Origin of the sequence: Pseudomonas avellanae BPIC 631 (assembly GCF_000444135.1) — a bacterium.
Classification (GTDB): domain Bacteria; phylum Pseudomonadota; class Gammaproteobacteria; order Pseudomonadales; family Pseudomonadaceae; genus Aquipseudomonas; species Aquipseudomonas avellanae.
Map to the genome: position 1 here is coordinate 1 of NZ_ATDK01000286.1, position 10,807 is coordinate 10,807.

The 10,807-nt window shown below is 51.7% G+C and carries 12 protein-coding genes and 1 riboswitch; of the genes, 4 read left to right on the forward strand and 8 right to left on the reverse strand.

Annotation, left to right across the window (positions count from 1 at the left end):
* Positions 1-123: 123 nt before the first annotated feature.
* From DW49_RS0117140 to DW49_RS0117165, 6 genes are all read right to left on the reverse strand, one after another.
* Positions 124-2,010, reverse strand: coding sequence for a PIN-like domain-containing protein (locus DW49_RS0117140; protein WP_005614077.1), 1,887 nt, complete (start codon positions 2,008-2,010; stop codon positions 124-126).
* A 58-nt stretch (positions 2,011-2,068) separates the two neighbouring features.
* Positions 2,069-3,610 carry an LA2681 family HEPN domain-containing protein gene (locus tag DW49_RS0117145; protein WP_005614079.1) on the reverse strand — a complete coding sequence of 514 codons (1,542 nt, stop codon included), beginning with the start codon at positions 3,608-3,610 and terminating at the stop codon, positions 2,069-2,071.
* A 48-nt stretch (positions 3,611-3,658) separates the two neighbouring features.
* The gene (locus DW49_RS0117150; protein ID WP_005614081.1) at positions 3,659-4,831 is read right to left on the reverse strand and encodes a DUF3800 domain-containing protein; all 1,173 of its coding nucleotides are present in this window, start codon (positions 4,829-4,831) and stop codon (positions 3,659-3,661) included.
* A gap of 61 nt (positions 4,832-4,892) precedes the next feature.
* Positions 4,893-5,261 carry a hypothetical protein gene (locus tag DW49_RS0117155; protein WP_005614083.1) on the reverse strand — a complete coding sequence of 123 codons (369 nt, stop codon included), beginning with the start codon at positions 5,259-5,261 and terminating at the stop codon, positions 4,893-4,895.
* A gap of 149 nt (positions 5,262-5,410) precedes the next feature.
* On the reverse strand, positions 5,411-5,548 hold the full coding sequence (locus tag DW49_RS1000000132235) for a hypothetical protein (RefSeq protein ID WP_229687575.1): 138 nt from the start codon (positions 5,546-5,548) through the stop codon (positions 5,411-5,413).
* A 134-nt stretch (positions 5,549-5,682) separates the two neighbouring features.
* A riboswitch (Fluoride riboswitch) is annotated at positions 5,683-5,743 on the reverse strand.
* Positions 5,744-6,017: 274 nt separating this feature from the next.
* Positions 6,018-6,512 carry a helix-turn-helix domain-containing protein gene (locus tag DW49_RS0117165; protein WP_024421331.1) on the reverse strand — a complete coding sequence of 165 codons (495 nt, stop codon included), beginning with the start codon at positions 6,510-6,512 and terminating at the stop codon, positions 6,018-6,020.
* A 205-nt stretch (positions 6,513-6,717) separates the two neighbouring features.
* Between DW49_RS0117165 and DW49_RS0117170 the strand changes: the two genes are divergently transcribed.
* From DW49_RS0117170 to DW49_RS0117190, 4 genes are all read left to right on the forward strand, one after another.
* Positions 6,718-7,446 (forward strand): metallophosphoesterase family protein, encoded by a 729-nt coding sequence (locus DW49_RS0117170; RefSeq protein ID WP_024421332.1) that lies wholly within the window; start codon positions 6,718-6,720, stop codon positions 7,444-7,446.
* Positions 7,446-7,748, forward strand: coding sequence for a hypothetical protein (locus DW49_RS0117175; protein ID WP_024421333.1), 303 nt, complete (start codon positions 7,446-7,448; stop codon positions 7,746-7,748). The genes DW49_RS0117170 and DW49_RS0117175 overlap by 1 nt, the downstream gene beginning before the upstream one ends.
* A 291-nt stretch (positions 7,749-8,039) precedes the next feature.
* Complete coding sequence (locus DW49_RS0117185) at positions 8,040-8,483, forward strand: DUF6957 family protein (RefSeq protein ID WP_024421335.1); 444 nt, start codon at positions 8,040-8,042, stop codon at positions 8,481-8,483.
* A gap of 32 nt (positions 8,484-8,515) precedes the next feature.
* The gene (locus tag DW49_RS0117190) at positions 8,516-9,148 is read left to right on the forward strand and encodes an HAD family hydrolase (RefSeq protein WP_024421336.1); all 633 of its coding nucleotides are present in this window, start codon (positions 8,516-8,518) and stop codon (positions 9,146-9,148) included.
* A gap of 52 nt (positions 9,149-9,200) precedes the next feature.
* Here DW49_RS0117190 and DW49_RS01000000128490 read toward each other — a convergent pair whose 3' ends face one another.
* Entirely contained in the window at positions 9,201-9,821 is a 621-nt protein-coding gene (locus tag DW49_RS01000000128490) for a hypothetical protein (RefSeq protein WP_050556404.1), read from the reverse strand.
* A 360-nt stretch (positions 9,822-10,181) separates the two neighbouring features.
* Complete coding sequence (locus tag DW49_RS1000000129080) at positions 10,182-10,508, reverse strand: hypothetical protein (RefSeq protein WP_024421337.1); 327 nt, start codon at positions 10,506-10,508, stop codon at positions 10,182-10,184.
* Positions 10,509-10,807: the final 299 nt, after the last annotated feature.

Genomic DNA, 10,807 nt, shown 5'->3' on the forward strand with positions numbered 1-10,807 from the left:
TGTTTTCGAAAAAATCAGCCACCAACTAACGGAAAATTCAAATCTTATCAATAGCTTAGCTTGCAGGTTATGGGTAACTTATTTCGAAAACAGTACACTAGTGTGATGCTATCTACTTGATGGTCAGAGTATTTGTTTAGGTTCAAAGGCTCGGTTGCCCGGGATCAAGAGTTTACGGTCACTGGCGATTGGTGGGGCAGTCTCGATTTCGAGTGCCCATTTGGGGATTGCGAGCTCTTCTGAAATTCGCTCTCGAATACGATTGATATATAAAGTTCGTGTATGAAGTAAATGCCTCCACAGACCGTCCCCTTGTGGTTCGGGTATATCATCCATTAGTTCAACACCATCAAGTGTAACGGAGTTCAGTTCGCTTATTTCCTCACTATCTTCTCCTTCGGCGCGCTCGACGGGGGTCGATGTTATAACTACATGCTTACGCGCAACTTCGCCAGGCAAAAATTTCAACCTGCCGACATGCGGTTCTAGCTTTGATAGAATGAAGACGACGACATCAGAATACTCTTGCTTCGTCACCAATGATAATGGTTTCTCCGCATAACCAAACTTGAGCGTCTCACGGATTTGCCCGTGCGCATCAAAATATATCTCGAACAGCATCCCCGCCAGCATGTGCTTTGCGGTTTCCTCAGGAAAATGAGCAAGCCTGGACTCAAGGTTTCCCATGAACTCCATGGCCTTCTGAGAGTTGCCACATGCTGCTTGATAAATGTTTCTCCCTAATACAAACCATGATGAAGGCGGAAACTCCTCATCGCGAATGGAAGAGATTTTCAGCATGGCTGGATTTTGGGTGTACCAGTTATGAGATTTTAATTCATCTATTATCTCATTTATAGTTGATGGTGCATCAACCTGATACAAAGCGTCTGCGAGGGCTTCTTGACTGTATTGAAGTCGTAGCTCTACTTCTTCCATTGCTGGTGCCTCATCGGCAACGATTTCATTCCCTGCATCAGCCTCAGGAGTATGAGGTTCTTCCTCAGGAGCTACAGTTGCCTCATTCTCAACCTCAGTGATGACGGTAGTATCTACTAGCAACTCCTGCGTATTCACCTGGATTGCAGCCGCCAGTTGAGAGAACTCAGTACCGTTGCTTCGTGATAGACCCTCAATTAGTGTGGCTAAGGTGCAGATGGTGATATCAGGATGTCCTGTTTTTCGCTTAAATTCGGAGACCAGGCGAGGATCGATTATTTTAATTTCCGGAGCTGAGTTCCCTACTGACTTTCTTACATCTCTGACGATCTGAGATCTCATCTTAGGCGCATAGACCCAGTCAGATTTCTCATCATTGGTCACAAAGAGTACCTTGGGGAACTGAGCCGAAGCAGCATTAGATTTTTCGAGTATCTCGTACCAAATGATAAGGTCACCGTAAGGGTTTTCGTCTTTGTTACCATCCTTAAAGCCTGGGGGCATTCGGTGTTCGAAACGGGCAGCCCCCTCATGAGCCGCTCTGGTGCAAAGTGAGGAGAGGTCAGAATCAAGGATGCAACTGGATAAGTGGTCTTGTATCTGCTGGTGGATAGTTCCAGCGTCGAATTGATGTTTAAATACACCTAGATGTTTTTCTAACTCTTCGATAGCTGCTCGAAATCCATTTATATAAGCTAGGCGATCCCCCTGGAATGACGTTCTATGTAGAATATTGTCATCTACAAACAGTGCGGCTGTTTGGTGGAGATTTTCTAAGGCTTTTTTAATTTGGGTAGGTTCTTTGCTCTTAGGAGTATACGACTCGAGGTTTTTTCCGGTAACTCGCGAAAGATATTCACTTGCCGCCCAGGCAGGTATCGCGAGACGCTCATTCAAAACAGCAGCATCTGACCAGGCAAAAAACTCTTGGCGGGCTGCTTCGTGTAGTTTGTAAAGATAAGCTAATATGTTGGTGTCGAGAATAATTAATGTCTGCGCAGAAAGAGCGAGATCCGCAATCTCACGAATATGCTCATCCATTGTCTTGTCAATTTGGTGATAACCGAACACAGGTCATGCTCCTTGAAAACTTTATAGAAAATTTTTCTATATGGGCCAATTAGCTGAATCAGAACTCCTCATCTTCACCGCGAATCCAGTGGTGATCAGGAACGATCATTGTTCCGATAAGGCCATCCGTTTGCTTTCTCAGAATTTCCTCGTGCTGAGAAATTGCCAGTGCGAGCATCTGGATTGCAGATCTCGCGACCCGAAGGGCACGCAAGGCCTCATCGATAAAATCTGAGCGGTTGAGATGCTCGATTTCAGGAGCTTGCCTCACTTGCGAGGGATCCCCAAGGTCATGAAGCACTACGAATCGGTGCGTACCCGAATTCCGCAGATCCTTCTGTGAGCGGAGAACTCCATCTATACCGTCATAGTCTTCTGCCAGCTCGGCCAGGCCGTACATTGCGTATACGCCTGCACGAATCAGTGCCTCTACTTTTTTTGTGAGGGGAGTGCCTGTTTTCTTGTCTGCGGAATCTCTCCACAGCCTCCCGAAACTGACTTTGTTGGGAGCTAATCCCAGCTCGAAATAGTAGTTTGCCGTTACGGCTATCTTGTCGAGCAGGTCAAGGGCTGTTCGATGCGCCAGTATGAGTGCCGAGATATCAGGGCCGTACATTGCATCGTCGAGAGTGTCTGCAAACTGCCCTGTCTTCGGCCAAACGCTTTCATCACTTGCACGCCATGCCAAATCTCGTGCTAAGACAAAATCGCTCTTTAGCATATTGAACATGGCAAATAATGGCGGCGGTCTGCTGCCCACTTCTGGTTCACGCTCGAGAATACCTGGAAGGGTAAGCCAATCGAGCTTACCCAAGGATGGATCGACGAGTTCTACAGCAGGGGCAAGCGTAAGACGTTCCTCTTCAACCCACCTGATGAATGGATTGGTGTGATGAGACCGCGATGGCGGATCGCTTAATTCACTGGCGAGCGCTTCAACCTTGGCTGCGACGCTTACACCGGCGTACTGAACAATACGCTCCTTATTTCGAAGTGCTTGCTGGGCTAGCATTACTGCTTCCATGCGGGTCAACTCTGAGCAGCCTCCTCGTTGAAAAAGCCACATCAGACCCAATGCTGCGCAGAACGCGGCGACGCCGTTCGTGGGATCAACCTTCAGCGCTGAAAGACGTGCGTCATGGGCCTCAGAAAGCCGGTAGGTTTTTGCGAGCAAATTAGCGATGTTCGTCCAAGCCTGTGTGCGTAATTCCACATCCGCATCTACGTCTTGCACCACCTTCCAATAGCATCGTCGGGCTTCGGCTCTGTATGCGCGGGTTTGCTCCTGATGATCTAACCATTCGGAGTCATTGCCCCCACAATTTGCTGCTTCCACTAGCCCATTTGCTAAGTTGTAGGTGATATCTGCCGTCGGATATAGGTCGTGAAGCTCGCGGTATAGCTCGAGGCCCTCATCAATTGCATCCTGACGCCCAAGAGATGCGCCGGCATTAACCAGAGTGGCTGCACGCAGAGACATCAGATTAAAGCGACTCGGCCCGTCTAGAGCGATTTCACGAGCTTCTTGTACTGCAAGTGTAGGGTCAGCATCCACCAAGGCATTGAGGTGCGAGGAGAGCTTTGAGAATACGTTCAACATGTGTGGTGCCTCCTTTCAAAGTGAACGATTCAACGACGCTGGCATGTCTCACTCATCCGCAAATGCTTCCAGGGCCGCGATCAGCTTGGCAAGCTCAGCCAGGTTGGCTGCCGTCACGATGTCATATTCTCCTCGACTACTCAGCCGATATACCTCTCGAGCCTTTTTGACCCGTTCCAGTAGAGGAACAACAATGCCTGACGCTCTTTCAAGAAATTCGTTAATGTCTGCCCGTGTTTGAGGGATCTTGTAGCCTTTGGCCGCGCTTGTGATGATGACGTCCGCATCTCGAAGCTTGGCAATGCCACTGGATCGGATTCTCTGGCCGTTGACCTCTCCCAATCCGCTGTCTTTTAGATGGGCCATGATCTCCGTAGTCAGCACGTAATCCTTGGTGACGAATTCGCTTTGAAATCTTAAGAACCGCAGGATACCCAATTGCAGGCGCTCATCCTCATCAGGGTGTTCACCAGCCCGCTCGCTAAAACGATCAGCCTGGCGAAGAGCTTCTTGGTGTACCTGGTAGTCTGCATACCCAGATTCATCCGTCGGCGGTGGCAGAAGAGACTGGTACTTGGATGGCCACTCAAGCATTCCAAGAGTCAGGCTGCGTAGGATCTTTTTATAGGCAAGAACTGCTTCTTCCGATGCTTTCTCTTCGTAGATCTGAGCGACTGATCCAGCAAAAAAATCTGCAACCTGAACCAAAACGTTGTCCTTACTGGCCATCGTCTGGAACGCATCCTTATCGCCAAATAGGTCGTCCACGAATCGTTCCGCAACATAGCTTTTGAGGCTCTCCTGAAATTCCTGGCCACCATGCTCGTCAACGATCATCTGGAGGTCAGGGTATGCGCGGAACAAGCGTTCATAGAGCAACCCGTTCACGTATTTTATGAACGAGGTCTTGATACGAAGGCCGCCGTCTTTGTGAATTCGGGATTTATCAACGACGGTGAAATAGAGCTTGAATGGCAGCTCAGCTAGCTCGTTGAGGATTCGGGCACGGCGATCTGAATCCTTCGGCTTCAGATTGCTGGATTTGATTTCGCCTGCTTGAAAATGACGCATGCGGAGTGCTTCAGCTTGGGCATAAGCAGCTTCCAGGTCTTTCTCTGCCACCAGAATGGAGCACACGATGAAGAAGCCCGAGCTTCCTCCCTTTGACGTATCAAGGTCGGAATTCCCGGACTCATCCACGAAAGCATAGGTTCTGTCCATGAGCTTGCTCCATCAACAACGTGCTGAGCGCAGTGGGTCGCCCAATGGCAAGGTGGCGAACTCAGTTCGTCGCAGTGGTAGTGCCTGGAGCGGGGCCTTCGCTGAACGTGTAGTTGATGACCACGTCATTACGGATCAAAACGTCGAGCGTTTTCTGAGTGCCCGTGGTCGTCACCTTCATGGTGACCGCGTAGCTCTGGGCATGGGCTGAGCCATTGGTATAGGTGTATATCCACTTCTCGTCAGTCTCGCTGACTGCGCTCTTGGCGTAGGGTTCACCAAACAGCGACTTCAACTCAGAAGTCGTGGTTTTACCTTTGGTGATGCTCGCTACACTGGCCGACGGAAAGTCTCGGCCTGCGGTGTAGTGCGAAGTAGCACAACCGCCAAGTGCGGCACACATCCCCATGACTCCGATGAGCTTCTTCATATCTATCCTTGATCGTAGAAAGATCCGAATCTAGCTGGCATTGAGGCCAAAAGCCATCAGCAATATTGTTCAGCGGGTTTTATATTCTCACAGCAAGCAGAACTCCTCTCAGTTGCCCGCTGCGGGGTGAGCATTGGCTTGTATCCGTGTCAGGGCTTCTTGGCTATGACCAGCAGCCTTGCCACGATCAAGGCCGCACCGGCGATCATGCGCAACGTTATGACCTCCCTAAGCGTCAGACCGGCGAGGGTAGCCCCTATGGCTATCGCAATCAGTGATTTCAGCATCGCTTGGATCCCTACCAAAAAAAGCGATAGAGCTGAAAGCCAGCGAAAGCTTGGAATGCTGAGTAAAAAGCGAATGGGGAATCATGTCCTGCCCTCGATTGGGACAGGGAGTGCACCTACGTACCCTGTCCAGGGTTAACGTAGGCATCATCAGCGCAAGGCAGTTAGAGGAGGAATGCCATCTCCTGCTCTGATCCTATAGCAAACTGACCAAAGGCTTCAACAACCTCATTCAAACGCCACAACAACAGCGTTAGCTGCACAAGTTCACAGTTCAGAAAAAAGCCAAGTGCTTTAGTTAGCCCAAGCCTGCCTGGGATGTTCGCCGTCGAGAATCGGCGAATTGCCGGTTATGACTGCATGAGCCATGTCGGCTAATGCTGATCCGGCATGGGCGGGATCACGCGGTTAAGTCCAGAGACCGGTAGTGATCAAATGGGGCGCAATATGATCCGTTGGCCGGTTGGTTTTACCCTCGCGAGGGACGGGCGGATGGATCAAGGTGCCAATAACGTTGCACTGTGGAATGTGACAGGTTTAATTCACGCGCAGCTTCGGCTTGCGTTTTCCCTAGGGCTTTTAGGGCCTGTACAGCTTGTAGATTCTGAACACGCAGAGGCTGGCCGGGCGCCCGCTTGGCCAGTTTTTTACCTACCATCTGCTTGTGCAGTAACTCAATGCCGCCTGCCAAAGCGAAGCGCTGGAGCTCTATCTGGGCTGAAGCCAGCGTATCTTCGAAGTTCTCACCGCGTTGTAAGGCCACGCAGAGGGTCAGCAGTGCAACAGAATCAAAATCCAGGGCCTGAGCAAGCTCTGTGAGCTTTCCGATGCTCACTCCAGACTTGCCCCTCTCCAGCAAACTAAGCGTTGTGCGGAAAGCCGCATCACCAAGGTTGTCGTAGCTTAGCCCACGTTGCTGCCGAATGGCCCTGAGCGTCGCAGCTATCTCTGTTTTCAGGGGCATAAGCGTCCAAAAAACAAAGATAGAGCCACAGGGTTGCCGGCCCAATAAACAGCGTATATTGTGCGTAATAGTCGGTTGTGGGTATTATGCCGCGCCAGAACCGCTGTCTTGGGTACGACCTGATCGCCCTGTTGATGCATGGCTCGGATCTCACCGTGACTGGGTGAGTTATCAATTTACGCCTAAACCGACAGAGGAGGCGCCTGTGAAGGTTTACGTCCTGTCCGACCTGCACGCCGAGTTTGAGCCGTTTGTGCCGCCATCCTTGGAGGTCGACCTGGTAGTGCTCGCCGGGGACATCAATAAGAAAACGCGGGGGATCGAGTGGGCTAACGACACCTTCAGCTGTGATGTCGTGTATGTCTTGGGGAACCACGAGTACTACACGGGCCATTTTGACCGGACGCTCGACAAGGCACGTAAGGCCGCAGCTAGCCATGTGCATGTGTTAGAGAACGATACGTTTATCTGGAAGCACACGCGCTTCCTGGGTTGCACTGCGTGGACAGATTTCTCCAGCACCGGTGATGTAAGCGCCGCAATGTCGGTGGCGCGAGAGACGATGACGGACTTCCGAGCGATCAGAGCGGACACCAATTTTCGACGTTTGCGGCCTGATGATGTTGCTGCGCGCAATCGCCAGGCGAAAGCATGGCTGACGGCAGAGCTGCAAACACCATTTAATGGTCGGTCGATCGTAGTCACCCATCACGCGCCCGTTTGGGAGGTTGCTGGCGATGAACATGAAGGGCATCTGACCGCTGCGTACTGCAACAGCTGGCACTCGTTGCTTATGCAAGCGGATGGCTGGATTTTCGGGCACACCCATCGGGCTGTAGATACCGTTCTTGGAGGTTGCCGGGCAGTCAGTAACCCAAGAGGTTATCCGGGTGAACAGACCGGCTTCAACGCCAATAAGGTCATAGAATTTTGATGAGTGTGGAGACGCTGGTGGGCTTTGGGAGCGCTGCAGAAATCCCTGGTGAGGTTGAGAATGCCAAGGGCATCGATTGGGGAGTACCCATCGATGCCTATCTTATGAACGCGGCGCAGGTCGGAAGCCGCTTTGCAGCATCAGTCTATTGCGACCTATCGGGTGTCTCCGCTGACGGAATGACCATTGTGACGCCACCCGTTCGCGGTATGGGCAATGCCGGAGGGTTTGAGATGCTGCAAAGCGTGTGCGGCAATGACCATTACGTCGTTGTGACGCGATTCGATAGAGACGAAAAATGAGTGGCCGTGGGTCAGTGCCTAGGGCTGTCCTTGAAGCCGCGACAATCAGCTTTGAGCGAGGTATCACTGCTTACCTCTTTGATCCGGAGCTTGTTGGTTTCTGCCTGGAAGGAACGATCTACCGTGATTCAAAAGATAGATTCCAGTCCGGTAGATTCATACGCACGTCTGCAGTGATGGAGTTCGAGATGTGTACAGACTACGTGATTGCTGTGACATGGAGCGGCAGCCGCTATGTTCTTGTTGCCGAGAATGGGCCTTGGGTACTGACGATGCCGGACAGGAGATTGGATGAAACTGCCCCGGATAGCTGACATGCTTTGCTTAGACGGTGAGCCGGTAAGCGGTGCATCAATGGCCAGTGAAGTAGCTATCGAAAAGAAACTCACATTGACGGCCAAGCCCCATTGCGTTGTGTCTGCGTGGATACTCATCGATGTCGTAAGCCTCGATCCTGCCATCACTCAAGGCACTCATCTCATGCCTACCGTCATGTACGCACACCATGTGCTATCGCACAGCAGTGGTCAGTTGTCTGAAGGCGATTCGGTCATGACCGGCTGTGCGACTTACATGGATCCGGCAGGCATTTTTGAAACTGCCGATACGGTCTACATCCTCATGTCACCAGGCTTCCGCAAGTCTGCGGATATCGAAACCGTACTTGCTGCTCAAGCCCTTGCCAACAGGATGGCAAGGGTTTCATTTTCGGCTAGCGGCTTTTTGAAAGAGTAGGCCCAGATTCGCCATCCTCGCCAGGAAAGCTGATGAAAATCGCGGCAGTTATCTTCGATGCGTTTGGCACCCTTACCCGGATCTCCCAGCCAGCACATCCGTATGTTCAGCTGCTGCGCGAAGGCAAGCGGCAAGGCCGCAGGTTTAGGCCAGACGATATGCAGACCCTGATGACCCATAAACTGTCCATTTCACAGGCAGCGGAATGTTTTGGTATCCAGGTCTCGCCTGACCGGCTCGGTCTCCTTGAGCAAGCCCTCGAAGCAGAGCTTGCGAGCATTGAGCCGTTCCCTGATGCTTTGGAAGCCGTAGCGATGCTACGGGCTGCGGGCATGCGAACAGCCATATGCTCTAATCTAGCCATGCCGTACGGGCCAGCGATTCAACAGATCTTTCCGAACCTCGATGGCTACGGTTTTAGCTACCAAGTCGGTGCCATGAAGCCTTCCCCGATCATCTATCGACATACTTGTGACTTACTGGGGGTCAGGCCCGGTGATGACTTCGGCAGTCATGGACGAGTCGTAATGATTGGCGACTCGGCGAGATGCGACAGAGACGGGCCTCGCCAATGTGGTATCGGTGGCTTTCTCTTGCGCAGAGGGCGAGCAGAAGGATTTTCGAGCCTCACCGACTTCGCACGAGCCGTACTCGCTTATGAGTAGGCAGAAGCATAGGCCCTGTACTGTTTGGCCTATGACCGACTGAGCATAACGCTTAGAAGTCCCCACTCAGCTCGTCTAGGGTTTCGCGGATCCGACGGCTGATCTGCGAAGCAAAAACATCGATAGTGTTCATGGCCTCGAGCACCTGGCCGGGCCTCAAGATGATGATTTCATCATCAATCGTCTTTCCATTTCGATGCACGATGTCATGTCGCAAGTTGCAGATCGGAACGATAGGCGAAACGTCCAAATCCTTCATGCGATCGCCAATCAAGACGCACAGCACGTTTTTGATCGTGGCCGGATTGTGAAACGTCAGCTCGGAAAGAAATCTCAGAATGACGCCTTCCACCCCTTTGGGGGGCTCGGCAATCTCCAGCAAGGTAAATTTCTTACCCCGGTGAAGGGTCTCGATGTGCTGGGCGATATTGAGCAGGAACGCCTTGTCTCTTATAACGAGAGCACGCACCGAGGTACTGATCATGGTTTCCGAGAGCGTGACGGCATGTGCGTACACCAGCTTGCAGGTCATCTGGGCGTAAGGGCCATGCTCGCTATGCGTGAGCAGCATGATGGCAGCCCTTAGCTCCGCGCCAAACTCGATGTACTGCTCGTGGAAAGATTGCCGTTCGAGCCACCTGTACTCAGCTTCTTGGTCGTACGCATCCGTCATGTCCGAGTATTCTTGAGCAAGCGCCTGGTAAGCCTCTCACTCATCTTCCAGATCTTCGCGATCTAGGCGACTCCCTGCCCAGTCGAGAAACCTCTCCCGTTGAACCTCGAAGAAATACTCTTTCACACTACTCATGACGTCAGTCCTTGAACGTGAGTCTTCGAGATTAGGAGCATATCAGTCTCGCTAGAAACGCCGGATCTAAATCGAACTTCGACGCCAAGCGGACATGGGTTGTAAACCTGCTTTTCGAGTTGTAAACCTACGAGGTTTACAAGTCAATTTCCAGATTTACAGTGGGCAGTCACTAATCTATAGGACGCTGGCTCGAGCTCGTTTCAGCTATTACAGTGCCGGGTATCAATCTGGCGGTGAAGCGTCGACAGGTGGATGCCAGTAGGGGATCTGTGACGCCCCTGGTTTATCCAAGACGATCGCAACACTCTGCTCGGCCCGTGTGACCGCCACATAGAAATCGGCTGCGGATAGGGGCACAAGATACGCCCCTTTGCTGATGAACTTGCCGATTGGGTCAGTTGGATAGATCAGTACGCGGTTGAAAGTCTGTCCTTTGGATACCCCGAAGTTCATGTAGTCGAAATCGAACTCCTTGCCCGAGCTGATGCTATTGCGCAGGCACTGGGGTTGGAATGTCTCAACGTACTGACGGACATGAGTCTTCTTCACTAGGAAAATACCATCGTGGGGTGTGATCGTGTGGTTCTGAGAGGTCGTTTCCGGAAACTCCCAGCTCGCCTCGAAGATGGTGTCGGAAAAGGTAGCGATTGTCTGGCAGCACCTCCAGGTGACAGAGCTGAAGTTGATTTCAAGCCGGCCAGCTTTCTGCTGTTTTTTGAACCATGCAATTGATTTCGAGTAGGCAAAAGCCTGGCGGTTTCAGAGGCTGAGTGCAACACCCGGCTATTGAGTTAGGGATGGACTCTCATGATGCTTGGACATCATTTCCGTCATCATTTCGATAGGGC